This window comes from Vibrio sp. Isolate25, from assembly GCF_022398025.1.
Lineage (GTDB): Bacteria > Pseudomonadota > Gammaproteobacteria > Enterobacterales > Vibrionaceae > Vibrio > Vibrio coralliilyticus_A.
In genome coordinates this window covers 1-519 of sequence record NZ_JAKEUT010000034.1, presented here as the reverse complement: position 1 = coordinate 519, position 519 = coordinate 1, and the positions used below count along the sequence as shown (strand labels likewise).

Genomic DNA, 519 nt, shown 5'->3' with positions numbered 1-519 from the left:
GCATGTGTTAGGCCTGCCGCCAGCGTTCAATCTGAGCCATGATCAAACTCTTCAATTTAAGATTTTGTCGGCTCAATGAATACTGAACATTACATAAAGTAATGTTTGAATTGACTGTGCTGAATCCGAAGATTCAATGGTCACTTCGTWTCATTGAAACCTAAATTGATACCGAAGTATCTATTTGGATTATCATCAACGAGTGCCCACACAGATTGATAGGTTTATATTGTTAAAGAGCTGTGCTTTCAGTGTCTTAGCACCTAAGCAGGACGCGTATAATACGCGACTGACTGTTGAAGTCAACATAAAACTCTAAACTTTTTTAGAATCTTATGGTGACTTGTCTAACAAGTAGACAAAGTCGAAATTAAAGCCTGGCGATGTCCTACTCTCACATGGGGAARCCCCACACTACCATCGGCGCTATTGCGTTTCACTTCTGAGTTCGGCATGGARTCAGGTGGGTCCACAACGCTATGGTCGCCAAGCAAATTCTTTATCAATTTGCTCGCAAAT

The 519-nt window shown here is 41.3% G+C and carries 1 rRNA gene; it reads right to left on the bottom strand.

Annotated features, from left to right (window positions below):
• Nucleotides 1-375: 375 nt before the first annotated feature.
• Nucleotides 376-491: ribosomal RNA gene (gene rrf, locus L1D15_RS22000) — 5S ribosomal RNA — on the bottom strand.
• Between the last annotated feature and the right edge of the window lie 28 nt (nucleotides 492-519).